The organism is Pseudomonas sp. ICMP 3272 (assembly GCF_001466905.1).
GTDB classification, from domain to species: Bacteria; Pseudomonadota; Gammaproteobacteria; order Pseudomonadales; family Pseudomonadaceae; genus Aquipseudomonas; species Aquipseudomonas amygdali.
The window spans coordinates 59,370-84,536 of record NZ_LKEK01000050.1 but is presented as its reverse complement, the minus strand read 5'-3'; the positions used below and the strand labels follow the sequence as shown (position 1 = coordinate 84,536).

Sequence of the window (25,167 nt, the reverse complement as noted above, 5' to 3'; positions counted from 1 at the left end):
ATCGTTCCGCACGCTCCAGCGTGGGAATGCCGTGCGTGACGCTCTGCGTCACAAATCTGCGCCACGCCGCAAACGCAAGATCGGACGCAGAACGTCCAGAACGGCATGCGACGCAGAGCGACGCACGATAGTTGAGGTTATCGTTCCGCACGCTCCCGCGTGGGAATGCCGTGCGTGACGCTCTGCGTCACAAATCTGCGCCGCGCCGCAAACGCAAGATCGGACGCGGAGCGTCCAGAAAGGCATGCGACGCGGAGCGTCGCACGATAGTTGTATTGCCGTTCCGCACGCTCCGCGTGGGAATGCCGTGCGTGACGCTCTGCGTCACAGATGTGTGCCGCGCCGCAAATGCAAGATTGGACGCGGAGCGTCCAGAACGGCGTACCGACTCAGAGCGTCGGCACGATAGTCATCTAAAGGCTTATGGATAACGCGGAGCGTATCAAGGCTTCAGCCCGCTACCAGTACCCGGATCGCTTCCAGGCGCAGGGCTGCTTTTTCAAGCATGGCCAGGCCTTGTTCGCGCTGGGTGCGCAGGGCGACCAGTTCACTGTCGCGTACGGTCGGGTTGACCGCTTGCAATGCCGTCAGGCGAGCCAGTTCCTCTTCAGTGTCGGCTGCCAGACGACGCTGTGCTTCGGCCACACGTTCTGCGTGTCTTGGGGTGATTTTCTCTTCGCCCGCATTGATTCTCGGGGTCAACTGGTCACGTTGCGCCTGGATGAACTTGTTGGCGCTGGCACGAGGCACGCTTTCGAGCTGATCATTGAGGGTGTTGAACGACACACGGCTCGACAGATCGTTGCCATTGGCGTCGAGCAGGCAACGCAGCGCGGCGGGAGGCAGGTAGCGCCCCAGCTGCAACGAGCGAGGAGCAACCACTTCGCTGACGTAGATCAGTTCCAGCAGAACAGTGCCCGGCTTGAGCGCCTTGTTCTTGATCAGTGCCACCGCAGTGTTGCCCATCGAGCCTGACAGCACGAGGTCCATGCCGCCCTGAACCATCGGGTGCTCCCAGGTGATGAACTGCATGTCCTCGCGGGACAGCGCCTGATTACGGTCGTAGGTGATGGTCACGCCTTCGTCGTCGCCCAGCGGGAAGCTGGCGTCGAGCATCTTCTCGCTTGGCTTGAGGATCAGGGCGTTTTCCGAATGGTCCTCGCTGTCGATGCCAAAGGCGTCGAACAGGGTTTCCATGTAGATCGGCAGGCTGAACTGGTCGTCCTGTTCCAGAATGGCTTCAACCAGCGCTTCGCCTTCGCCGGCACCGCCGGAATTGAGTTCCAGCAAGCGGTCGCGACCGGTGTGCAGTTCGCTTTCCAGGCGTTCGCGCTCGGTGCGGGCTTCGTCGATCAGACTTTGCCACTCGTCGTCGTCACCGCTTTCCAGCAGCGGCAGCAGGCGCGGGCCGAACTGATGCTGCAGGGCGTTGCCGGTCGGGCAGGTATTGAGGAATGCATTGAGCGCCTCGTGATACCACTGGAACAGGCGTTCCTGTGGGCTGGTTTCCAGGAAAGGTACGTGCAGCTCAATGGTGTGTTTCTGGCCGATCCGGTCCAGACGCCCGATACGCTGCTCCAGCAGGTCCGGGTGCGATGGCAGATCGAACAGCACCAGATGGTGAGAGAACTGGAAGTTGCGGCCTTCACTGCCGATTTCCGAGCAGATCAAGACCTGAGCGCCGAATTCTTCGTCTGCAAAATAGGCCGCCGCGCGGTCGCGCTCAAGGATGTTCATACCCTCGTGGAAGACCGTGGCTGGAATGCCGGAACGTACGCGCAGCGCGTCTTCCAGGTCCATGGCGGTTTCGGCGTGGGCACAGATGACCAGCACCTTGACGCGCTTGAGCATTTTTAGCGTGTCTATCAGCCAGTCGACGCGTGGGTCGAAGCGCCACCAGCGCTCTTCTTCGCTGACTTCCGACTGCAACTGGAAGCTGACTTCCGGGTAAAGATCGGCGTGTTCGCCAACCGGCAACTCAAGGTATTCCACAGGGCAGGGCAGCGGGTATTGATGCAGCTTGCGCTCCGGGAAGCCCTGCACGGCGGCACGGGTGTTGCGGAACAGCACGCGGCCGGTGCCGTGACGGTCCAGCAGTTCGCGAATCAGGCGCGCCTTGGCTTCGTCGTCGCCGGTATTCACAGCTGCCAGCAGGGAATCGCCTTCGGCACCCAGGAAGCCATGAATGGTTTTCTGAGCCGCAGCGGACAGCTTGCCCTTATCAAGCAGCTCCTGAACGGCCTGAGCCACCGGACGGTAGTTCTCGCTTTCGGCGCGGAAGGCCTTGAGGTCGTGGAAGCGGTTCGGGTCCAGCAGGCGCAGGCGGGCGAAGTGGCTGTCCTGGCCCAGCTGTTCAGGGGTCGCGGTCAGCAGCAGTACGCCGGCAATGACTTCGGCCAGTTGCTCGACCAGCGAGTATTCGCGGCTGGCCTTGTCTTCGTGCCAGACCAGATGGTGCGCTTCGTCGACTACCATCAGGTCCCAGCCTGCCGCAAACAGGGCGTCCTGGGCTTTTTCGTCTTCGACCAGCCATTCCAGGGCAACCAGTGCAAGCTGGGTGTCTTCGAACGGGTTGCCTGCATCGCTTTCCATGAAGCGCTCGGCGTCGAACAGTGCGACCTGCAGGTTGAAGCGGCGACGCATTTCCACCAGCCACTGGTGCTGGAGGTTTTCCGGGACCAGAATCAGCACGCGGCTGGCGCGGCCCGACAGCAGTTGGCGATGGATCACCAGACCGGCTTCGATGGTTTTGCCCAGACCCACTTCGTCGGCCAGCAGAACGCGCGGCGCGATACGGTCCGCGACTTCGCGAGCGATGTGCAACTGGTGGGCGATAGGCTGTGCCCGCACGCCACCCAGGCCCCACAGAGAGGACTGCAATTGGCGGCTGGTGTGCTCCAGCGTGTTGTAGCGCAACGAAAACCAGGACAACTGGTCGATTTGGCCAGCGAACAGACGGTCGGTAGCCAGGCGGAACTGGATGAAGTTCGACAGCTGGGTTTCCGGCAGTGTCACCACTTCGTTCTGCGCGTTCAGGCCGTGGTAGACCAGCAGGCCATCGACATCGTCGACTTCGCGTACGGTCATCTTCCAGTTTTCGAAATGTGTGATCACATCGCCTGGGGAGAAGCGCACGCGGGTCAACGGCGCATTACGCAGTGCGTACTGACGTGTTTCGCCAGTGGCCGGATAGAGCACGGTCAACAAGCGGCCGTCCTGTGCCAGAACGGTGCCTAAACCCAGCTCGGCTTCGCTGTCACTAATCCAGCGTTGCCCCGGTTGATACTGCTGCGCCATGCTGCCTGTCTCCCGCTTGAAAAAGCTGAGTATGTTAACGGAACGCGCACCGAAGGCCAAAGGCAGCGTGAAAAAACTCATCGTCAGCGCTGATAACCCATCGAATTTTTAGTTCCATGACACTAATTTCACTGTCAGCGGTCGAAAAAGATCTTATAAACATTTGCTGACTATTTTAGCCCGGTTCAAGTTGCCTCGTGCACGGCCGACACCCCGGTAAGAGGAGATAAAACCATGCTGCAACCTATGCTTCCGCTAAGTGTGGTGCCTGTGACATCACAGATGGACCCGGCCAAACGCATGCCGGACATCCCGCCTGTCGCACCGGTGCAGCAAAGCTCCAACGAGACCTCCATCGACCTGCGCAACGAAGATACCGAACGCAGCGCCTTGTTGTTGCGTGAAGAACAGCAGCGTCAGCAACAGCAGCAGGGTCGAACCTCTGAAGAGGCCGAGGAATATCAGGGGCTGGTCGTTCCAGGGGATTCTCTGAACGCTGACAACACTGTCCCTGTGGTACCGCTCATCGACGACGAGCCGCGCCAGGGCCTCTGGGTGGATATTCAGATCTGATAAGCGGGAAAGCCCGGTTCTTCGCTGGTCATGGCCGCTGCGATTAAGCATTATTGGCACTGATTTCCAGTGTTCGAGAGCGGCAAGCCATGAGCGACGATGAAAAATTGATCGACCTGGGCGCAGAGCGCGCCAGGCGCGTTCACGATTTGAACGACAAACGCCTCAACGAAGTGCGCAATGCCTTCGAACAGGCAATGCCTTTAAGCAGCAAAAAGCCAAAGAAAAAGCCTAAAAAACGCTGATACTCCCTTTCTGCATCATTGATCTGGATCAAGGTGCCTCCGTGCAACCACGTTTAACCTGATGCCATCGAATACGGCGCAACACGACGACCAGCCAGTCGTCGCCAGCGCAGTATCGGCGGCACAAAAAAGAACGACTGGCCAAGGCCAGTCATTCTGTCAGTGAGCACGCAAGGCATTTCGGGCGACCCAGGTCGCCCTTTTTTTCGTCCGTATTTCAGTCCAGGCCTTTAGGCCACTGTTTTTGCGCCGGCATGAGTCAGGTTGTAGGCTTGGGCTTCTTCGGCTGTTTTCACGTCCCGGTTATAGCTCGGCGACCAGGCGGTCAGCGGTGATTTCTGGGTGAAACTGACGTTACTGCCGATGTCTTTGAAGTGGGCGTCGCCGTAGTCATCCAGCACGCCGGAGTTACTTGCCTTGTTGGAAACATCTACGCCTTTTGCGAAATAGTTGGACTGCGACAGAATCGTTGCATCCCCCGTCGCAGTGAAGCCGAGGTGGAATTTGTCGATGGAGTTGTTGTACACATGAAATTGTCCGTGACGCATCAGGCCTGGGGCCCGGACATCCAGGTTGCTGAAGACGTTGTTGGCAATGGTCATCTGCGGATAGCCCTTGTAGGCGGCTTTGGCAGCCGGAGAATCATCGGGCTGGCCCAGAATCACCCCATATTCGTTGTTCTGAAACTTTGAATTGGTCAGGCTGACTTTATCCGCCGTCCCGCCCACGTAGAGCAGCTTATCCAGCCCTTTGGGGTTCTGATCCTTGGTGCCGGTGTAGGTGTTCTGATCGATCCAGTACTTCTTGCCGTTGCTGATGAACATCTGCATGTCACCGTTTTCACGGTAACGGCTGTCGTGGTTGAAGTTGAGGTTCTGGAAAATATCGTTGCTCGCGGTTTTGCCACTGGCCAGATAGATGTTGTGCAGAGTGTTGCCCTTGTCGGTGCCCAGCAGGGTTTTGTTGGCTCCGAAATTGATGGTCACTTTGCTGTCGGCAGACAGGTTAGCTCCCAGACGCACCGTACGGGCGGTGTCGTCTTCCATATTTTCCTTGAGTTCCGCCACGGTATTCACAGTGACCACTTGGCCGCCGTTACCGCCGGTCGTGCCTGCGCCTTTGGCGAAACCCACAATACCTGACATGTCCGCGCCCGGGCCGTGTGCGGCCGGTGTGGCGGGTTTTGCTGCTTTGACTGTGTTATCCGGTGTGGCGGTGGTGGTCGTCGAGGTTTTCGGCAACGCAGGGTCATGGACCACTGCTGGTTTTACCGCATCGGGCCTGGTCGGTGTCTTGTCTGGAGGGACACTGCTTCGCTCGGCGGTGCGAGGGGCTGCGTGTGACGGTGGTGTTTGTGAAGGTGCTATTTGTGAAGGTGCAGTGGGCGTCGGCTCTGTATTTTTTTGCAGTGATACAGGTTTTTCTGATGGGTGATCGTTCTGCACCACAAAGGGTTTTTCTGCGTTGCCCTGAGGCGTCGAAGGCGACGATGAGGAAGAGGGCGATTGAGCGAGCGTCGGTGTCTGTTCGCGTTGAGTCTGTGCAGGCGGTGTAGCGTCCTGTTGCTGATTGCCGCGTAAAAGAGAGAACAGTTCCTTGAGGAAGCTACGAATGGCTGCCACCAGTTTGTTCAGTACCTGCTCACCGTTACCGCCCAGCATGTTTGAAGACGCGCTTGTATCAGTCGGCTGGACTCTGGAGCTTAGTGTGTTCAACGAGGAGTGCGGGCCGTTGGCCTGTTGTATCAGGCCGAAGTCGATCAGGTTGCTATTGTGGCCCGGCTTGATGCCCTGGCCTTGCGACTGCGCTTGATCAGTCTGTGCAGTGGCATCCTGCGCAGGAATCCCGGAGACGGGGTAATAGTTTCTGTTGATCATATTCATGGCTGATTTCCCCGCCTGTGGGATGAACAATTCGTGATCCGGATAGAGAGTGCCGCTGGTTTCCTGAGTGGAAAGCGCAGGAAAGCAGTTCCGGATGCATCATGAATTTTTTGTTCAAGCCACTGGCGAGTCTGCGTGCGCATAGTGTGGCGCACGCCCATGCGCGGTATCAGCCGAAGGTGATCTCGGGCAATACGGTCAGGTCGACGGTCTGCTGCTTGCGTGGGGCGAGGATCTCGGCTTCGCCGTCCACAACCAGCTCATCGTTCTGATTGAAAACGCGGGTTGCGATGCGCACTCGGAACTTTGGCAGTTTTTCCAGGATTTCCAGGCGCACAGTCAGGGTGTCGCCCAGTTTTACCGGTTTCTGGAAGGTCATCTGCTGACCGATGTAAATGGTGCCCGGCCCAGGCAGCTCGCACGCAACGGCCGCACTGATCAACGCGCCACTGAACATGCCGTGAGCGATGCGCTCCTTGAACATGGTCTTGGCGGCGTATTCGGCGTCCAGGTGAACCGGGTTGTGGTCGCCGGACATGGCGGCGAACAGTTGAATGTCACGCTCTTCCACAGTCTTGCTATAGCTGGCGGTCTGACCGACTTCAAGGGCTTCGTAAGGCGTGTTGGTGACTTGAGTCATGTGGCTGTCCTGACAATAAAAATGGATTGAAGCGGGCCGGTTCGTGCAATCCGACTTAGCCTTGATTTGTAACACTTGATGACCTGCCGCCGCCATTGCGCGGACAAGATCATTCAGACGCTTGCCGGGGCTGCCCGGATCACATTCAAGGCAAATAATAAGCGAATGTCATGAGAATACTGCTGTTGCGGTATCGAGAGCCTGTTGATTAGCGGGCCGCCTGCAATTGGCAGTGTATCGTCGTCGGCAGATTTCAGTCTGAACGGAGGCAAGATTCATGCTGCTAATGACGCTCGGCCGATTATTTGCCTGAGACGTTTTAACTGCTAACGTCGGGCCAGGCCTACGCAGGGAAGAGGATAAAAATAATGCAAAGTGATTTCTGGGATGACAAGCGTCCGGCAGGTGTCGACTCCGAGGTGGACTTACAGACCTATCAGTCGGTCATTGAGGTATTTGAGCGCTGCTGCAGAAAGTTTGCCGACCGACCCGCATTCAGCAATATGGGCGTGACCCTGACCTACGCCGAACTTGAGCGTCACTCTGCCGCCTTCGCAGGTTATCTGCAGCAGCACACACAACTGGTGCCGGGTGACCGTATTGCCGTACAGATGCCCAACATCCTGCAATACCCGATTGCCGTATTTGGTGCGATGCGCGCCGGCCTGATCGTGGTCAACACCAATCCGTTGTACACCGCACGCGAGATGCGCCATCAATTCAAGGACTCTGGTGCCAAGGCGCTGGTGTACCTCAACCTGTTCGGCAAGCTGGTGCAGGAAGTGCTCCCCGACACTGCAATTGAACACCTGATCGAAGTGAAGATGGGCGACATGCAGTCACCTGCCAAGGGGTGGCTGGTCAATACCATCGTCGACAAGGTCAAAAAGCTGGTCCCGCCATTCCATTTGCCCCAGGCCGTCGGCTTCAAGCGTGCGCTTCGCCTGGGGCGTGATAGCCGGATGCAGGTCGTGCCGCGAGGTCTGGACGACGTTGCCGTGCTGCAATACACCGGCGGCACCACGGGGCTGGCCAAGGGCGCGATGCTCACTCACGGTAATCTGGTCGCCAACATGCAACAAGTCTATGCCTGCATGCGCCAGCAGCGTCCCGAAGGCGGCTCGCTGTTTGAGGAGGGCACAGAGGTAATGATCGCGCCGTTGCCGCTTTATCACATCTATGCATTCACGGCGAACTGCATGTGCATGATGATCAGCGGCAATCACAACATCCTGATTACCAACCCTCGCGATATTGGCGGCTTCATCAAGGAGCTGGGCAAGTGGAAGTTCACCGCCATGATCGGCCTTAACACACTGTTCGTGGCGCTCATGAACCATCCGCAGTTCAGGAGTCTGGATTTCTCGGCGCTGAAAAGCACCAATTCCGGCGGTACTGCGCTGGTCAAGGCCACGGCCGAGCGCTGGGCGCAGATCACTGGTTGCACAATCGTTGAAGGTTATGGCCTGACCGAGACTTCGCCTGTCGCCAGTGCCAATCCTTACGGTGCTCTGGCTCGTCTGGGTACGGTCGGTATTCCGGTGCCGGGCACTGCGATGAAGGTTATTGACGACGACGGTGCCGAATTGCCCTTCGGCGAGCGAGGCGAGCTGTGTATCCAAGGGCCGCAGGTCATGAAGGGCTACTGGAACCAGCCGGCTGCCACCGCCGAGTCACTGGATGCGCAAGGCTGGTTCAAGACTGGTGACATTGCGGTGATTGGTGCCGACGGATTCGTCAGTATTGTCGACCGCAAGAAAGACCTGATCATCGTGTCCGGCTTCAACGTATACCCCAACGAAATCGAAGACGTGGTCATGGCCCACCCGAAAGTCGCCAACTGCGCCTGTATCGGTGTGCCGGACGAGCGTTCGGGGGAGGCTGTAAAGCTGTTTGTGGTGGCGCGCGAGCCGGGGTTGAGCATTGAAGAGCTCAAGGCCTTCTGCAAGGAGAATTTCACGGCTTACAAGGTGCCCAGGTATATTGTCCTGCGGGAATCGTTACCGATGACGCCGGTAGGCAAGATTCTGCGCCGGGAGCTTCGTGACATCGCCTGAGTCACCTAATCGTCTCTATTTGTGTACATGACCCCGCTTGCAGACTGCTGCATGCGGGGTCTTGTTTTTTGAAAAACCCTTAATTATGGGGGGCGACCGCTCTGTTCTGGTGCTTTCAAGGTAATAATAAATATCCTTTTAAAGTTTTAAAAATGACTTATTTTTTGTTTATGGTCTGTTTGGTGACTGTTCGGCCTTCTTATGCCTCTGGTCGACGTTTGGCAAAGCTGCTACTCTCGGCGCGCTTTTTGATCAGTCATAAAGCGAAAAAAGCGTCTACTGCATAATTCCAAGCACAAGAAAATCATCGCTTCAGGCGATGTGAAGAATTCGCTATCGCTACGGAGCCGACTGAATGATTGAAAACTTCTGGAAGGACAAATATCCGTCTGGTATCCCCGCCGATATCAACCCTGACGAATATCCCAATGTCCAGGCTGTCCTGAAGCTGTCCTGCCAACGCTTCGCCGACAAACCGGCGTTCAGCAATCTGGGCAAGACCATCACCTACGGCGAACTGTATGAGCTGTCCGGCGCGTTCGCTGCCTGGATCCAGCAACATACCGACCTGCAGCCGGGTGATCGCATCGCCGTGCAGTTACCCAACCTGTTGCAGTACCCGATTGCCGTCTTTGGTGCCATTCGCGCCGGGCTGATCGTGGTCAACACCAACCCGCTGTACACCGCGCGGGAAATGGAACACCAGTTCAACGACTCCGGCGCCAAGGCGCTGGTGTGTCTGGCAAACATGGCGCACCTGGCCGAAAAGGTCGTGCCCAAAACGCAGATCAAGCATGTCATCGTTACTGAAGTGGCCGACATGCTGTCGCCGCTCAAGCGGTTGCTGATCAACAGCGTCATCAAATACGTGAAGAAAATGGTCCCGGCCTATCACTTGCCCAAAGCCGTCAAATTCAACGATGTGCTCGGCAAGGGGCGTGGCCAGCCAGTGACCGACGTGTCGCCCGGCAGCGTCGATGTTGCTGTGCTGCAATACACCGGCGGCACCACCGGCGTGGCCAAGGGCGCAATGCTGACTCATCGCAACCTGATCGCCAACATGCTGCAGTGTCGGGCGCTGATGGCTTCAAACCTTGGCGAAGGGTGTGAAATCATCATCACGCCGCTGCCGCTGTATCACATCTACGCCTTCACCTTTCATTGCATGGCGATGATGCTGCTCGGCAATCACAACATCCTCATCAGCAACCCGCGTGATCTGCCGGCGATGGTCAAGGAGCTTTCGAAATGGAAGTTCAGCGGCTTTGTCGGCCTTAACACGCTGTTTGTGGCCTTGTGCAATAACGAGGGTTTCCGCAATCTCGACTTTTCGGCGTTGAAAGTTACCCTGTCCGGCGGCATGGCCTTGCAGCAGTCCGCTGCCGAACGCTGGAAGCAGGTCACTGGCTGCCAGGTCTGCGAAGGCTATGGCATGACCGAGACCAGCCCGGTGGCTACGGTCAACCCCGCTAAAGACGTGCAGATGGGCACCATCGGTATTCCTGTGCCGTCGACGCTGTGCAAGGTTATCGACGATGCTGGCAACGAGCTGGCGTTCGGTGAAACCGGCGAGCTGTGCATCAAGGGCCCTCAGGTCATGAAAGGCTACTGGCAGCGCCAGGAAGCTACCGATGAAATGCTCGACAGTGATGGCTGGCTCAAGACCGGTGACATCGCGATCATCCAGCCCGATGGCTACATCCGGATTGTCGATCGCAAGAAAGACATGATTCTGATCTCCGGTTTCAACGTATACCCCAACGAACTGGAAGACGTGCTGGCGACACTTCCCGGCGTGCTTCAATGCGCGGCCATCGGCGTACCGGACGAGAAATCGGGCGAGACCATCAAGGTTTTCGTCGTGGCCAAGCCGGGCGTTACCCTCACCAAGGAACAGGTCATGGAGCACATGCGCGCCAACCTGACCGGCTACAAGGTGCCGCGCAGCGTGGAATTCCGGGAGGTCCTGCCCACCACCAACGTCGGCAAGATCCTGCGTCGCGAGCTGCGTGATGAGGAATTGAAGAAGCTGGGCGTGAAGAAGTAGGGTTTTATTTAGCGCGCGCCTATCGTTACCGTAAGTCTTGCTGACTCTCATGCCAATGCCCCGCATTGGCATGCAGCTTGTAATGCAAGGAGCGACTCAAGGAGACAGCCTGTCCTTGGCCGCGTCGTAGATATCCCCGCGCTCGCGCTTGCCTACTGCGACTACGGTCACTACTACCCGATCCTCTTCAACTCGATAGACGAGTCTGTATCCCGCGCTGCGCAGCTTGATTTTGTAGTGGTCTGGCATGCCATGAAGCGCATCTCCTGCAATTCTGGGTAGTCCGAGTCGTTCCAGCAGCTTTTTCTTGAGCTGAGCACGAACGGTATGACCCAGTTTTTTCCACTCTTTCAATGCTGAAGGCAGGAACTCGAGCTTAAAGGTCATCGATATCTACCGATACCGGCTTTTCATGTTGGCGAGACTTGATCAGGTCGGCCAGATCAAGGTCATCAAGCCTCTCCATCATTGCTTCAAATACCTCGGCAGGCACCATGTACCCCATGACTTTATTGTGATTGAGCACCGCTACGGGCAAACCATGAGCGCCACTCAGGACGGCCGAAGGATTTTTCTTGAGTTCAGAAACGCTGACCGCTACGTCCGCAAGTATGCTTTGCATAATTTAGTACTCCATTTAGGGTATTATTTTGGTCTTTTTGTGGTTGTCAGCGCAAGAGCAGAATTGATGCGTCATGACCGCAATGGATAGCCTGACACTCAGGCCATTCGTCACGACCCGCCACAATCTGCGACAATCCGCACCTGCCATTTGAAAAAAGACCCTGCACGCCTGATGACCGACGAATCGCCCTCTATCGACCAACTTCTGAAAAACCTCGACCAGGCGATGATCAGCGAACGTCATCGCCTGCGCCGTCAGTTGCATGACCTGCGCAAAAAGCCTGACGAGGCGAAGCTGGCGCAGTGGGTAGCGCGGGTTCAGGCCTCCTGTGCGCAGGTGACGGCGCGGCGTGAGAGCGTGCCGACGATCCGTTATGACGACAACCTGCCCATCGCCGCCAAGCGCGACGAGATCAAGGAGGCCTTGCTCAAGCACCAGGTGCTGATCATTGCCGGTGAGACCGGCTCCGGCAAGACCACCCAATTGCCGAAAATCTGCCTGGAAATCGGTCGTGGTCAGCACGGTCTGATCGGCCATACCCAGCCGCGCCGGATTGCCGCACGCAGCGTGGCCAGCCGGGTGGCCGATGAGCTGGGCACGCCGCTGGGCGCTCTGGTCGGTTATCAGGTGCGCTTTGAAGATCAGAGCGACAGCAACACACTGATCAAACTCATGACCGACGGTATTCTGCTGGCCGAAACCCAGCATGACCGCTTCCTTGAACGCTACGACACGATCATCGTCGACGAAGCTCATGAACGCAGTCTGAACATCGACTTCCTGCTCGGTTACCTGAAAACCCTGCTGCCACGTCGCCCGGACCTGAAGGTCATCATCACCTCCGCGACCATCGACCTGCAGCGCTTTTCCGAGCACTTCAACGATGCGCCGGTGATCGAAGTGTCCGGTCGTACCTTCCCTGTCGACCTCTGGTACCGCCCGCTGACCAGCGAGCAGGACGAGGAAGGCAACAGCGTCGAAGAAGACCTGACAGTCGATCAGGCCATTCTGGCCACGCTGGATGAGCTGGCGGCCTTTGAGCGTAGCGAGCGCAAGAGCCCGGGTGACGTGCTGGTGTTTCTGCCCGGCGAACGCGAGATTCGCGATGCCGCCGAGGTACTGCGCAAGGCGCAGCTCAGGCACACCGAAATTCTGCCGCTGTACGCACGCCTTTCGCCTGCCGAACAGCAGCGTATCTTTCAGTCCCATCCAGGTCGTCGTGTGGTGCTGGCCACCAACGTTGCGGAAACCTCGCTGACCGTGCCGGGCATCCGCTACGTGATCGATACCGGTACTGCACGTATCAGCCGCTATAGCTATCGCGCGAAGGTCCAGCGCCTGCCGATCGAAGCCGTGTCGCAGGCCAGCGCCAACCAGCGCAAAGGCCGGTGCGGGCGTGTCGAGCCCGGTTTATGCGTGCGTCTGTACAGCGAAGAAGATTTCAACGGTCGACCTGAATTCACCGACCCCGAGATACTGCGCACCAACCTGGCAGCGGTTATCCTGCAGATGCTGCACCTGCGTCTGGGCGAGATCACCGATTTCCCGTTCATCGAGCCGCCGGATGGCAAGGCGATCAGCGACGGCTTCAACCTGTTGCAGGAGCTGTCGGCAGTCAATCGCGAAAATCAGCTGACCCCGCTGGGCCGTCAGCTGGCGCGCCTGCCTGTAGACCCGCGCATGGGCCGCATGCTTCTGGAAGCTGCGAAGCAGGGCAGCCTGCAGGAAGTGTTGATCGTGGCCAGTGCCATGTCCGTGCAGGATGTGCGTGAGCGTCCACCTGAGCGTCAGCAGGCGGCTGATCAGGCCCATGCGCAATGGAAAGACGCCGACTCGGACTTCGCCGGGCTGGTCAATCTGTGGCGCGGTTTTGAAGAGCAGCGCCAGACCCTGACGGCCAGCCCGCTGCGTAACTGGTGCCGGCGCAATTTTCTGAATTACCTGCGCCTGCGCGAGTGGCGTGATTCTCATCGGCAGTTGAGCCTGATCTGTCGCGATCTGCAACTGACGGTCAACAAGGAACCGGCCGATTACCCGAAATTTCACAAGGCCATTCTCTCCGGCCTGCTGAGCCAGATCGGGCAAAAGGCCGAAGAGGGTGACTACCTTGGTGCACGGCAGCGGCGCTTCTGGATTCACCCGTCTTCCGGGCTGGGCAAGAAGCGCCCGCAGTGGTTGATGACCGCCGAGCTGGTGGAAACCACCAAGCTGTACGCGCGCATGGTGGCCAAGATCGATTCGGACTGGATCGAGCCGCTGGCTGGCCACCTGATCAAGAAAAATCATTTCGAGCCGCACTGGGAGAAGAAGCGCGGGCAGGTCGTAGCGTTCGAGCAGATCACCCTGTTCGGCCTGATCGTGGTTGGTCGCCGTCCGGTGCATTACGGGCCGATTGACCCGGTGGTGTCGCGCGAGCTGTTCATTCGCGAAGGCCTGGTGCGCGGTGACATCCTGTCGCGGGCCAAATGCCTGAGTGCCAATACCCGCCTGCTGGAACAACTCGATGAGCTGGAGGCCAAAGCTCGACGTCGCGATATTCTGGCTGACGAAGACACCTTGTTCAGCTTCTATGAGGCGCGAATCCCGGCCGAGATTCATCAGACGGCCACGTTCGACAGTTGGTACAAGACCGAAAGCCAGAAGAACCCGCAACTGCTGATCATGCGCGAAGAGGATGTGCTGGCCCGCGAGGCCAGTGAAGTTACCGCCGCGCAGTATCCGGATACCTTGCACCTGGGCGACCTCAGTCTGTCGCTGAGTTACCACTTCGAGCCCAACCACCCACGTGACGGCGTGACCTTGCGCGTCCCTGCGCCCCTGTTGCTGTCGCTGCCTGCCGAGCGCCTGGAGTGGCTGGTGCCTGGCTTGCTCGAGTCCAAGAGCATTGCGCTGGTGCGCAACCTGCCCAAGGCGGTGCGCAAGAACTTCGTGCCGGTCCCGGATTTCATCAAGGCCGCTTTGCAACGTATTACCTTCGGCGAGGGCTCATTGCCCCAGGCGCTGGGGCGTGAGCTTCTGCGCATGACCGGCGTGCGGGTCAGCGACGAGGGCTGGGCCGAAGCCGCGCAGCAGCTTGAAGGCCACCTGAAGATGAACCTGGAAATCGTCGATGGCAGTGGCAAGTTTCTCGGTGAGGGGCGTGATCTGGCCGAGCTGACGGCGCGCTTTGCCGAGGCGAGCCAGGCCGCACTGGCCGTACCTCAAACCGCGAAAAGCCAGCAGCCGGTGCAGGCCAAGGCCTTTGCTGCGGTGGCGCAAAAGACTCAGCAGAACATCGCCGGGTTGTCGATGACGGTTTATCCCGCGTTGGTCGAAGAGGGCGGAGCGGTCAAGGAAGGCCGGTTCTCCACGCAGGCCGAAGCTGAATATCAGCATCGCCGTGCGTTGCAGCGTTTGCTGCTGCAACAGCTGGCTGAACCGGCGAAGTTTCTGCGTAACAAACTGCCGGGGCAGACCGAGCTGGCCTTGTTGCACCGCGAGCTGGGCCGCATCGATGCGCTGATCGAGGACATCCTGCTGGCTAGCCTCGACAGTTGCGTACTGGAAGGCGAGGCCGAGCTGCCGCGCGACGGTGCCGGTCTGTTGTCACTGGCTGAGCGCAAGCGCGCCGACTGGACCGAGCATGCCGAGCGGTTGGCGAAGCTGACACTGGAAATCCTCAAGCTGTGGCACGGTCTGCAAAAGCGCTTCAAAGGCAAGATTGACCTGTCGCAGGCGGTTGCCCTCAACGATATCAAGGCACAACTGAGCAAGCTGGTGTACCCCGGTTTCGTGCGTGAAACCCCGGCGGTGTGGCTTAAGGAAATGCCGCGTTACCTGAAGGCTATCGAGATGCGTCTGGAAAAACTGCCAGGTCAGGTGCAGAAAGACCGGGTATGGAGCATCGAGCTGGCAGGCCTGTGGACGCAATACCAGGCACGTGCCGACAAGCACGCTCAGGAAGGCAAGCGTGACCCGGAACTGGCGTTGTATCGCTGGTGGATGGAGGAATACCGCGTGTCGCTGTTCGCTCAGCAGTTAGGCACCAAAATGCCGGTGTCGGACAAACGGTTGAGCAAGCAGTGGAGTCAGGTGGAGGGCTGATCCTGCGTCGGCCCTCAGTACAGTCAATTGCCGCTATCGGGCCTATATTCATTGGCCCGATAGCGCCAAAACCGGGCTCTGTGGCACACTCCGCGCCTGTCTTCACCGTGTCATGAAATGCTGCTCTCTGTTGCGGGCAGCTTTTACAGTCGCACTGGTACGTTGGTCCCAAAAACAGTGGGCCTCCGGAAACCGTGCCTGAGCAGGTGTTTACCTGCAACTCAATAAGAGAGGAACGACCGTGCACAACGTCGTCATCAGCGGCACAGGCTTGTTTACCCCGGCCAACAGCATCTCCAACGAAGAGCTGGTGCAGTCTTTCAATGCCTATGTCGCACAGTTCAACAGCGACAACGCAGCGGCTATCGAACGTGGTGAAGTGGAAGCACTCAGTGAATCCAGCGCCGCGTTCATCGAAAAAGCATCGGGCATCAAAAGCCGCTTTGTCATGGACAAGCAAGGCATTCTCGACCCGCAGCGCATGAAGCCCAACCTGCCGGAGCGCGGCAATGATGAATGGTCGATCCTCTGCCAGATGGGGGTTGCTGCGGCCGAACAGGCTTTGCAACGTGCAGGCAAAACCGCTGCCGACATCGACGGTGTAATCGTTGCCTGCTCCAACCTGCAGCGCGCCTATCCGGCGATTTCCATCGAGATTCAGGAAGCGCTGGGTGTCGCGGGCTATGGTTTCGACATGAATGTGGCCTGCTCTTCGGCGACCTTCGGCATTCAGGCAGCCTGCAACAGTGTGCAATTGGGGCAGGCCCGCGCCTTGCTGGTGATCAGCCCGGAAATCTGCACCGCGCACCTTAATTTCCGTGACCGTGACAGCCATTTCATCTTCGGCGACGGGGCCACAGCCGTTGTGGTCGAGCGTGCAGACCTCGCCACCTCGCCTTACCAGTTCGATATCGTCAGCACCCGTTTGCTGACCAAATTCTCCAACAACATCCGCAACAATTTCGGTTTCCTCAACCGTACCTCGGACGAGGGCCAGAATGCGCCGGACAAGCTGTTCGTGCAGGAAGGCCGCAAGGTGTTCCGCGAGGTCTGCCCGATGGTCGCCGAGCTGGTCGCTGCGCATTTGCAGGACAACGACATCAACATCACTGACGTCAAACGCTTCTGGCTGCATCAGGCCAACCTGAGCATGAACCAGTTGATCGTCAAGAAACTGCTGGGTCGCGATGCCACGGTCGAGGAAGCGCCGGTGATTCTCGACACTTATGGCAATACCAGCTCGGCAGGCTCGGTCATTGCGTTTCATACCTATCAGGATGACTTGGCCAAGGGCGCGCTCGCCGTGCTCAGCTCGTTCGGTGCCGGTTACTCGATTGGCAGCGTGATTCTGCGCAAGCGCTGATAGCGCTTTATGGGCAGCGTCTGGATATCAGACGCTGCCTGTCATATCCCGTTATGTCACCTGCACCCCGGCGGATCTTTATCGTGTTGGCTTTTTCCGAAGCCATCACGGGTATCGATCATGTTCAACGCCTACACCACGCCTGAAACGCCAGTATCGTCTGGTTCCTTGTCTGCCTCACGACAACTCGACTCTGCGCCATTCGACGTGGAGCATCCAAATGCCGGATTCATCAGAGGCAACCTGCCTGACTGGTATTTGAACGCCCCGGCGACCTTGCGCCAGGCACTGCACGCCAGTCATCAGAAAACCCTGCGTTCCACCCATGCGCTTGGGCCCGTTCGCAATCGTCTTTTATCAGCACAAGCATTCGCAGCGCCTCTGCTGACGCAAGCGTTTTTCGAACGCTTCGAACGTCCCTTGGATGTCGAAGCCTTTCAACTGATGACCTGGCGTTATGACGGTTCCTGGAAGCCGAATCCCCTTGAACAGACGCTGTTGCAGGCCGCCTTGCAGAACTTCGCCTCCAGTAACCGAAGCCGCTTCGATCCGTACTCGGCAATACTTCGTACTGGAGGCCTGCGTTACTGGCTTATCGACAGTGCTCAGCGCAGATACAAGGTGGAATACAAGGACCGTCTTGATATCGACCTTGAGCAATTCGCTGATTTTTGTCATGAACTGGATCTTGGTGGTCAGTATCAGGCGCATCTGGACAGTGTATTCAAACCTTCCACGCCAGGTGCCGCGAAAGCGGTTGCCACTGTTTTTATCGACGGTGAGCGCGATTCTGTCGAGGTGCTTGCGCACATTGCCATGATGAAGGGCGATATCAGCGAAGCCGCTTACCAGATGCTGTTGAGCGTAGTGAAGCCCGACGTCCATGCGCAATGGGGGGGCAGGGGGTTGCGCTATTGTCAGTTGCATATGCTCGATACCTACGCTTTTTCGGGCTGCCTGTTACACGGGGCTTTGCTGATTCAGCAGGATATTGCTGACCCTGACAGTGGGCCTTGTCTTGTCTATATGCCTTCAGAGCCGTCACACCCGCTCAAACAGTTCGCCTCACTCCGGGCGTTCAACGACAGCCTCGTGGCAGCGCTCGACAGTGACAGTTACAGGCGCTATTTCAGCCGCTTCGTCAGGCTTGACCAAAGTCCGGAATTCTTTGCGAAGCTGAAATCGCGGCTCTACCCGGTCCAGGAGCACACGCTGGACGTCAATGCCGACCTGGTGTTGCAGGCGCAGCCATTTTCGAAGCCCCCGTTCGAGTTGCTTTACGACCACCTGCTGGCCAAAACCTACGCTGATTCACGGACCATAGCGGTGCCGTCTGCGCAGGCTGATCAGCTAGCCAGGGATGCGCTGCTCGACAACCTGAAAAACAGTGGGATGGACATACTCAATGCGGCCGGGCTCTTTGTGCCTGTGCTGGGTGAAGTCATGGCCGTGGTTGCTCTCTATCAGCTTGTCCGCGAAGCGTTCGTTGCCTACGAAGACTGGACGCACGGGGAAGTGGAAGAGGCCATGCAACATGTTTACAACATCGCGGAAAACGTCGCTCAGACAGTGGTAGTGGGCAGCGCCATTGGCGCGCTCAATCGGCTGGAACCGTCGATGTTTATCGAAAGCCTGGTGCAGAAGAGGGTGGATGGATCGGTTCGTCTTGGAAAGCCAACTGTTGACGGTTATGCGGATACGATTACGTTGCCTGACGGTTTGCGTGCCAATCCGCTGGGGCTTTACGAATTCGACAGCAAGACGTGGCTGCCAATGAGCGGCAAGCTGTACCGCGTTGAAGCAGACGCAACCGGAAAAAACTGGCGTATCAGGCACCCGCAGGATCAGCACGCCTACTCGCCTAAGCTTGAACACAACGGGGCCGGTGCCTGGCGTCACGAGTGGGAAACCCCCATGGGCTGGGATGAAGTCACGGCATTCAGGCGGCTTAATGTGACGTGTAATGCGTTCACCGAAGAAGAGATCTCGCGGGTCTTGAGCATTACGGGCAGCAACGAGGCTTTGTTGCGTCAGATACATGTCGAAAGTCACCCGCTTCCGGCTCTGCTGAGAGATGCCATCCAGCGCATGGAAATCGAGCGGGGCTTGCAAGCCTGCATAGAAGCCCTCAAGGCAGAAGAGTCTTCGCCAGTGCCTGTCACTCATATCGAGCCATGGATGAAGCTGCTGGTGTCGTCGCCGCGCTGGCACAAGAGCCGCGGATTGTTAGTGTTAGACGCAGACGGAACCATGCTGGATGCCTGGAACGTGGGGGCGCATATGACATTTTCTTCCAGTGTCGTGGGTGCGACAGGAGACCTCACACAGGCGCTCGGCCAATTGCTGGGAGGGCTGACACCCGATGAAGTCGGTCATCTGACGGGAACCGGCGGTGCAGATAAAACTTCGCAGGTTCAAGGTTTCAAACGTTATCTGGCCGACTGTGCGCAACTTCACATGGGTTCGTTGCTTGACGAGGTTTATGCCCTGCACAACCGCAGCAGTGAGCCGCTGGTCAAGCTGATACAACGCGATTTCAGCAGTGTGCCGGACAGCATCGCTTTGGAACTCATCGAGATGGCGAGCGATGCAGACACCGCACGGATGACCTCGGAAAAACGCATCCCTCTTGGGCTTGCCGAGCATGCTCGCGAGTATCAGCAGCAACTGCGGATAAACAGGGCCATCGAAGGCTTCTACCGACGCTCGTCGGGCAATCCGGACACCTGTGCGGCTGGGCTTGGCATGTTGCCGTACACGCCGGGCTGGCGTAGAGACGTTTCAATCGATCTGCTCAAAGACACGCTGGAGGGCGATGAGATCGCGAGCCTTGAAAGTGACCAGACGACTGTCGTGCATCGGGTTCTGATCCGAACCGAAGAGGTATTTCAGCCCTTCAATCAGTTGGGTGAGTCTATAGGTGAGGCCGGTCAGAGCTTTTTCAGCGCTCTGCTCAACGCGCTTCCTGATGAGGTGCGTGTCAACATCGAGTTGCCAGTGAATGCGGATGAGCAGCACCTGCGCAGTCTTTTGTGTCGTATCGCCTCTGACAGACGCGAGCGGATAGCGGAAATCCTGCAGTTGCAGCCGATCAAGCCGGGCATCAAATGGCCGCAACGACTGCACGATGGTCGTGTGGGGTATCCCCTGAGTGGACGTTTGCGTGGCCTCTTCCGCAGGCTCGGCATTGGTGCGCCCAGCCACTCGCCGGAGCTTGCGGTAAAAAGCCTGTATCCGGATTTTTCCGAAGAGCAGGTTACGACGTTTCTTCAGGCTCTGCGTGCAGAGCACACAGGTTCTGCCTCGCAATTGACGAACTTTGTTCGACAAAGGCTGCAAGGCCTCGCTCAGGAACTGAGCACTTTGCAAACCGGCCTGGACAGTTGGGTACTGCAAGCTGAGCCCTCGTCAATGCTTAGACCGAGGGCAATCGCGGCGTTGCGAATTCGCAATTGCTGGAGGCGCCTGAGCGCTCACTGCAGAAACTATCAGGGTGAGTTTTTGGGGTATTCGCTTGATCTGGAGGGTCTACGGATAGGAAACATGCCGCAGGTATTGGCTGACTTCAGTCATGTGGCGGTTTTAAACGCTCGAAACATGCGGCTTACCCATTCACAGGCTGATGTATTACTTAAGCATTTCAGCAACCTGCATTCATTGAGCCTGGATTTCAATGCGCTGCAATCCCTGCCAGAGTCGATAGGGCGGATGACTCAACTCAGAGAGTTGTCACTCAGACACAACCCGCTGGTCTGGACCGACCAGTGCAACGCCGGTTTGCGCAATCTGAGCCGACTGGAAGTTCTGGACCTCAGTTTTTGCTCGCTTGGGCGGAGCACGCGGCTGAGTCCGCTCAACGCACTGCGCATGCTTTTTTTACGATCTACAGGTATTGAAAGGGTGCCAGAGTGGAACTGGCGCAGTTCTGATCTGATGCTTCTCGACCTTCGTGACAACCATATCTCGGACATAACTACCCAGGCGCTCGCCCTTATTGATCGCTCCCTCAGCGATAATCGTCTGAATATACATTTGAATGGTAATCCGCTGAGTGTGCAGACGCATGAACGGATCAGAGTGCTGCGTGAGCAAAGGTATCAGTCCCGTTTGGGTATCAGCCATAATCGCTTGTTGCATCAGGAAACGCCTGCCCTTAAGACCTGGCTTGGCGGTGCGAGTGGTGAGCAACTGGCTGCACGGACAGAGCTTTGGCATAACGTGCAGGACTGTTCCGGTTCTACGGATTTTTTTCAGGTGCTGAGCGACCTGACCACTTCAGCAGACTTTTTCAATGATCGTAAAGCGCTCACGACACGGGTCTGGACGATGATGGAAGCGGCTGCTGAAAATGGGGAGCTGCGTCGGCAATTGTTTGATCTTGCCGCCCATCCTCAAACCTGTGGCGATGGTCTGGCGTTAGTATTCGGGGACATGGAAGTTCGCGTTGGGGTGTTCGCGATTACGTCATCCACGCCGGAAGCCGCACGGCCACTGGAGCTGTTCAAGATGACCCGCAGTCTCGACCGTCTCGATGAGGTGGAAAAAATTGCCCGTTGCGATATTGCTCTTAGGATGACAAGCAATAAAACGGTAGATGAAGCCGAAGTACGACTGGCCTATCGAACGGGTTTGCAGGTACGGCTTGGATTGGCCAGCCGGTCCAGATCCATGCTGTTCAGGACTCTGGCGGGGGTGAGTGACGCCGATCTGGATTCCGCCTACCGCGAGATAATTGCGCGTGAAAGTACTCCTGCGTTTTTCGAATCACTGATTGCCAGGGAGTTCTGGATGGATTATTTGGAAATCCGCTACGCCCACGAGTTTGAGCCGGTAAAGCGCCCTTTTGCTGAGCGTCTCGCCGTTCTGGATGAGCTGTCGCCGGACATGCAATCCGATCAACAATACCTTGACCGGGTAAAACAGATCACCAAGGAACGCATGCGTGCGATCAAGGCGTGTGCGATCAAACTTTCCATACAGCTTTCGGACGCTGTGAGCGCAGGGCCTCAATAAGGGATACTCTCCATAACGCCTGACAATCCGGGGAATCTGCATGCCCGTTCACGTTATCGACAACCTAAGCACCGTTGCGCCTGCTCAATGGGACGCACTGGTGCCGGGCAATCAGCCGTTCCTGCGGCATGCCTTTCTCAGCGCGCTGGAAGACAGCGGCAGCCTCGGGCCACGCTCCGGTTGGCGTGCCGAACATGTGCTGCACTACGAAAACGATCAACTGGTTGCGGCATTGCCGGCCTACCGGAAGTGGCACTCGTACGGCGAATACGTGTTCGATCACGCCTGGGCAGATGCTTGCCGCCGCGCTGGAATCGCCTATTACCCCAAACTGTTGGTAGCGGTGCCGTTCAGCCCGGTCGGCGGCTCACGCATTCTGAGTGCAACGCCTCAAGGCGGCATCGAGCTACTCAGCGAGCTGCCGGCCTATCTGCAGAGTGAGGGGCTGTCGAGCGCCCATGTGAACTTCACCGACCCGGCTGCCGATGTCTTGCTTGAGTCGCAACCGGGCTGGCTGCAGCGCTTTGGTTGTCAGTTTCATTGGCATAACCGGGGCTACCGCGACTTTCAGGACTTTCTGGACACATTGAGTTCGCGCAAGCGCAAGCAGATGCGCAAGGAGCGTGAACAGGTAGCGGGGCAGGGCATCGAGTTTGAATGGCTAGAAGGCGCGCAGATGAGCGAAGTGCTGTGGGACTTCGTCTATGCCTGCTATTCCAACACCTACGAAATTCGCGGGCAGGCGCCATACCTGACACGCGAATTCTTCAGCCTGCTGGCCGAGCGCATGCCCGAATCGATTCGCGTGGTCATCGCCTTGCAGGGCTCAAGGCCTGTGGCGATGGCGTTCAGCCTGATCGGCGACGACAGTTTCTATGGGCGCTACTGGGGCTGTCTGGCTGAGTTTGACCGACTGCATTTCGAGACCTGTTTCTATCAGGGCATGGACTACGCCATCGCCCACGGCCTGCAACGATTCGATGCAGGCGCTCAGGGTGAGCATAAATTGATTCGCGGCTTCGAACCGCAGATCACCCGGTCGTGGCATTACCTGATGCACCCAGGGTTGAAAGACGCGGTCAGCGAGTTTCTCGAGCAGGAACGCGTCGGCGTACTGGCGTATGCTGATGAGGCGAGGAGTGCGTTGCCGTACCGGCAGGCGGACTAGCGGAGGATAGGCCTTCGCGCGTGGAGCATCGGCGCGAGACTTGAATCTCGTTCCTCACGCTCCGCGTGGGAGTGCAGTTCTGGACGCTCTGCGTCCGCTCTTGATTGTGCGGAGCGGCGCAGACTTGTGACGCGGAGCGTCACGAAATGCATGCCAACGCGGAGCATTGGCACGATAGTCATGGGTATAAATGGCGGCGGGTAGATCACTGGCCTCTGAAGATCCTGTGGGAGCGAGCTTGCTCGCGAAGAGGCCCATCTTCAATCCACCCCTACAAACCCACCCGTCTGATGCTGCCACAACCGCGCATACAGCCCGCCGCGGGCCAGCAGTTCGGCGTGGGTGCCGGTTTCGGCGATCTGGCCTTTTTCCAGTACCACCAGACGATCCATACGGGCGATGGTCGACAGGCGGTGCGCGATGGCGATGACGGTCTTGCCTTGCATCAAGGTTTCCAGGCTTTCCTGAATGGCTGCCTCAACTTCCGAGTCAAGTGCCGAGGTGGCTTCATCCATGATCAGGATCGGCGCGTCCTTGAGCAATACACGGGTGATCGCGATACGCTGGCGCTGGCCGCCAGACAGCTTGACGCCGCGCTCTCCCACATGGGCATCAAAACCGGTACGGCCTTCGGAGTCCGACAACTGCGGGATGAACTCTTCGGCACGGGCCTTGCGGATCGATTCCCAGAGCTGTTCGTCAGTGGCGTCAGGATTGCCATACAGCAGGTTTTCGCGAATGGAACGGTGCAGCAGCGACGTGTCCTGGGTGATCATGCCGATCTGCGCACGCAGGCTTTCCTGGGTGATTTCAGAAATATCCTGACCATCGATCAGGATCCTGCCGCCTTGAACGTCATACATGCGCAGCAGCAGGTTCACCAGCGTCGACTTACCTGCGCCTGAAGGCCCGATCAAACCGATTTTCTCGCCCGGTTTTATGTCCAGATTGAGGTTATGAATGATCCCGTTGCCATTGCCGTAATGGAAATCAACGCCATCGAACCGGACGCCGCCGTTTTCGATCTTCAGCGGCAGGGCGCCGGGCTGGTCATTCACTGTGACAGGCTGCGAGATGCTCTCCAGGCCGTCCTGCACGGTGCCGATGTTCTCGAAAATGCCATTGACCACCCACATGATCCAGCCGGACATATTGACGATACGAATCACCAGGCCTGTGGCCAGCGCGATGGCACCCACCGAGATCATCGACTGGGTCCACAACCACAGGGCGAGCCCGGTGGTGGTGACAATCAGCACGCCGTTCATGGTGGTGATGGTGGTGTCCATCGACGTGACGACACGGCCAGCCAACTGGCTTTTCTCGGTCTGGTCACGCATCGCTTCACGCGCATATTGCTGCTCATGATTGGTGTGCGCGAACAGTTTCAATGTGGTGATGTTGGTGTAGCCGTCGACTATCCGGCCCATGAGTCTGGAGCGCGCATCGGACGACTCCACCGAGCGCTGTTTGACCCTGGGGACGAAGTACATCAGCGAGAGTATGAACGCCACGATCCAGGTGCCCAGCGGGATCATCAGGCGCCAGTCGGCCTCGGCGAACAGCACCATGGCGCTGATCGCGTAGATCAGTACATGCCACAGCGCATCCACCGATTGTACCGCCGAGTCGCGCAGCGAGTTGCCGGTCTGCATGATGCGCTGGGCGATACGCCCGGCGAAATCGTTCTGGAAGAAGTTGACGCTCTGTTTGAGCACGTAGCTGTGATTTTGCCAACGGATAAGGTTGGTCATGCCGGGGCTGATAGTCTGGTGCACCAGCAGGTCGTGCAGGCCGACGAAGATCGGGCGCAGCAGCAGGGCTACCACCACCATCCAGATCAGTTCCGGGCCATGCACGCTGAAAAAATCCTTGGGCGGCGTGGTTTGCGCCAGGTCGATAATGCGGCTCAGGTAGTTGAACAGCGACACCTCGATAAGCGCACCGATCAGTCCCACGACCAGAAGCGCGAGAAACGTCGGCCATACCTGACGCAGGTAATACATGTAAAACGCGAAGACGGTGTTGGGCGGGGCAGGTGTAGGAGCGTCTTTGAAGATATCGATCAGTTTTTCGAAACGACGATAAAGCATTGGCTATCACACCCACGCGACGTGGGTTCTCCTTGATAAGTGGAGGCTCTCCCGTCCGGACCGCACGAAGCCCGAAGGCT

14 protein-coding genes are annotated in these 25,167 nt (G+C 57.8%); 8 read left to right on the top strand and 6 right to left on the bottom strand.

Going from position 1 to position 25,167, the window contains the following annotated elements; translation table 11 throughout:
* Positions 1-450: 450 nt before the first annotated feature.
* A complete protein-coding gene (rapA, locus tag AO068_RS12685; RefSeq protein WP_058400190.1) occupies positions 451-3,297 on the bottom strand; it encodes an RNA polymerase-associated protein RapA in 2,847 nt (948 codons plus the stop codon).
* A 234-nt stretch (positions 3,298-3,531) separates the two neighbouring features.
* Between rapA and AO068_RS12680 the strand changes: the two genes are divergently transcribed.
* Positions 3,532-3,870, top strand: a complete 339-nt coding sequence (locus tag AO068_RS12680) for a hypothetical protein (RefSeq protein ID WP_005743241.1) — start codon at positions 3,532-3,534, stop codon at positions 3,868-3,870.
* An 89-nt stretch (positions 3,871-3,959) separates the two neighbouring features.
* On the top strand, positions 3,960-4,115 hold the full coding sequence (locus tag AO068_RS29020) for a hypothetical protein (RefSeq protein WP_005743242.1): 156 nt from the start codon (positions 3,960-3,962) through the stop codon (positions 4,113-4,115).
* 230 nt (positions 4,116-4,345) lie between these two features.
* Here AO068_RS29020 and AO068_RS12675 read toward each other — a convergent pair whose 3' ends face one another.
* Entirely contained in the window at positions 4,346-5,998 is a 1,653-nt protein-coding gene (locus tag AO068_RS12675; RefSeq protein WP_058408533.1) for a pectate lyase family protein, read from the bottom strand.
* A 169-nt stretch (positions 5,999-6,167) separates the two neighbouring features.
* A complete protein-coding gene (locus AO068_RS12670; RefSeq protein WP_005743244.1) occupies positions 6,168-6,638 on the bottom strand; it encodes a MaoC family dehydratase in 471 nt (156 codons plus the stop codon).
* Positions 6,639-7,006: 368 nt separating this feature from the next.
* Here AO068_RS12670 and fadD2 point away from each other — a divergent pair, with 368 nt between their 5' ends.
* Together fadD2 and fadD1 are read left to right on the top strand one after the other, a co-directional pair.
* On the top strand, positions 7,007-8,695 hold the full coding sequence (gene fadD2, locus AO068_RS12665) for a long-chain-fatty-acid--CoA ligase FadD2 (protein WP_058408532.1): 1,689 nt from the start codon (positions 7,007-7,009) through the stop codon (positions 8,693-8,695).
* A 355-nt stretch (positions 8,696-9,050) separates the two neighbouring features.
* Entirely contained in the window at positions 9,051-10,742 is a 1,692-nt protein-coding gene (fadD1, locus tag AO068_RS12660) for a long-chain-fatty-acid--CoA ligase FadD1 (protein WP_058408531.1), read from the top strand.
* 96 nt (positions 10,743-10,838) lie between these two features.
* Here the strand turns inward: fadD1 and AO068_RS12655 are convergent, their stop codons facing one another.
* Together AO068_RS12655 and AO068_RS12650 are read right to left on the bottom strand one after the other, a co-directional pair.
* Entirely contained in the window at positions 10,839-11,129 is a 291-nt protein-coding gene (locus tag AO068_RS12655; RefSeq protein WP_058400096.1) for a type II toxin-antitoxin system RelE family toxin, read from the bottom strand.
* Positions 11,119-11,364, bottom strand: a complete 246-nt coding sequence (locus AO068_RS12650) for a type II toxin-antitoxin system Phd/YefM family antitoxin (RefSeq protein WP_058400097.1) — start codon at positions 11,362-11,364, stop codon at positions 11,119-11,121. Before AO068_RS12650 ends, AO068_RS12655 begins: the two co-directional genes overlap by 11 nt.
* Positions 11,365-11,538: 174 nt before the next feature.
* Between AO068_RS12650 and hrpA the strand changes: the two genes are divergently transcribed.
* From hrpA to AO068_RS12630, 4 genes are all read left to right on the top strand, one after another.
* Positions 11,539-15,450 (top strand): ATP-dependent RNA helicase HrpA, encoded by a 3,912-nt coding sequence (gene hrpA, locus AO068_RS12645; RefSeq protein WP_058408530.1) that lies wholly within the window; start codon positions 11,539-11,541, stop codon positions 15,448-15,450.
* Positions 15,451-15,691: 241 nt separating this feature from the next.
* Positions 15,692-16,813 (top strand): beta-ketoacyl-ACP synthase III, encoded by a 1,122-nt coding sequence (locus tag AO068_RS12640; protein ID WP_058408529.1) that lies wholly within the window; start codon positions 15,692-15,694, stop codon positions 16,811-16,813.
* 120 nt (positions 16,814-16,933) lie between these two features.
* On the top strand, positions 16,934-21,826 hold the full coding sequence (locus AO068_RS12635) for an NEL-type E3 ubiquitin ligase domain-containing protein (RefSeq protein ID WP_058408528.1): 4,893 nt from the start codon (positions 16,934-16,936) through the stop codon (positions 21,824-21,826).
* 40 nt (positions 21,827-21,866) lie between these two features.
* Positions 21,867-22,994, top strand: a complete 1,128-nt coding sequence (locus AO068_RS12630) for a GNAT family N-acetyltransferase (protein WP_058408527.1) — start codon at positions 21,867-21,869, stop codon at positions 22,992-22,994.
* Positions 22,995-23,254: 260 nt separating this feature from the next.
* Here the strand turns inward: AO068_RS12630 and AO068_RS12625 are convergent, their stop codons facing one another.
* Complete coding sequence (locus tag AO068_RS12625) at positions 23,255-25,087, bottom strand: ABC transporter ATP-binding protein (RefSeq protein ID WP_005732280.1); 1,833 nt, start codon at positions 25,085-25,087, stop codon at positions 23,255-23,257.
* Positions 25,088-25,167 lie beyond the last annotated feature (80 nt).

Bases quoted from the DNA above. Each gene is read 5' to 3' on its own strand.
- AO068_RS12655 (WP_058400096.1), bottom strand. From the start codon at position 11,129: ATGACCTTTAAGCTCGAGTTCCTGCCTTCAGCATTGAAAGAGTGGAAA.
- AO068_RS29020 (WP_005743242.1), top strand. From the start codon at position 3,960: ATGAGCGACGATGAAAAATTGATCGACCTGGGCGCAGAGCGCGCCAGG.
- AO068_RS12630 (WP_058408527.1), top strand. From the start codon at position 21,867: ATGCCCGTTCACGTTATCGACAACCTAAGCACCGTTGCGCCTGCTCAA.
- fadD1 (WP_058408531.1), top strand. From the start codon at position 9,051: ATGATTGAAAACTTCTGGAAGGACAAATATCCGTCTGGTATCCCCGCC.
- AO068_RS12670 (WP_005743244.1), bottom strand. From the start codon at position 6,638: ATGACTCAAGTCACCAACACGCCTTACGAAGCCCTTGAAGTCGGTCAG.
- AO068_RS12675 (WP_058408533.1), bottom strand. From the start codon at position 5,998: ATGAATATGATCAACAGAAACTATTACCCCGTCTCCGGGATTCCTGCG.
- rapA (WP_058400190.1), bottom strand. From the start codon at position 3,297: ATGGCGCAGCAGTATCAACCGGGGCAACGCTGGATTAGTGACAGCGAA.
- AO068_RS12635 (WP_058408528.1), top strand. From the start codon at position 16,934: ATGTTCAACGCCTACACCACGCCTGAAACGCCAGTATCGTCTGGTTCC.
- AO068_RS12680 (WP_005743241.1), top strand. From the start codon at position 3,532: ATGCTGCAACCTATGCTTCCGCTAAGTGTGGTGCCTGTGACATCACAG.
- hrpA (WP_058408530.1), top strand. From the start codon at position 11,539: ATGACCGACGAATCGCCCTCTATCGACCAACTTCTGAAAAACCTCGAC.
- AO068_RS12625 (WP_005732280.1), bottom strand. From the start codon at position 25,087: ATGCTTTATCGTCGTTTCGAAAAACTGATCGATATCTTCAAAGACGCT.
- AO068_RS12650 (WP_058400097.1), bottom strand. From the start codon at position 11,364: ATGCAAAGCATACTTGCGGACGTAGCGGTCAGCGTTTCTGAACTCAAG.
- fadD2 (WP_058408532.1), top strand. From the start codon at position 7,007: ATGCAAAGTGATTTCTGGGATGACAAGCGTCCGGCAGGTGTCGACTCC.